1 pseudogene is annotated in these 266 nt (G+C 68.0%); it reads right to left on the reverse strand.

The features are described from left to right. A pseudogene (locus tag SB717_RS36565) lies at positions 1 to 266 on the reverse strand (diaminopimelate decarboxylase); the annotation flags it as partial.

The following is a 266-nucleotide window of genomic DNA, read 5'->3' on the forward strand; positions in this document are numbered from 1 at the left end:
GCCACGGTCAGCTCCCCTGCCGAGCAGACGTCCAGCGAGAGCCCCTCGGAATCGACCCACCGGGCGATCTCCGACGAGAGGAACGCCTTGGACGCGTAGTGCACGTGCTGCGGGGCACCGAACGCCTCGGCCATCGCGATGCAGCGGGCCCGGAAGTCGTCTTCGTCGATGACGAACAGCGGCGTTCCATACGTCTGCGCCAGTTCGGTCACCGGGATGCCGTTGATCCGGGCGACGTCGTTGCTGTCGCGATCGGTGCCCTGGGG

Source organism: Priestia sp. SIMBA_032, from assembly GCF_046535215.1.
Classification (GTDB): domain Bacteria; phylum Bacillota; class Bacilli; order Bacillales; family Bacillaceae_H; genus Priestia; species Priestia aryabhattai.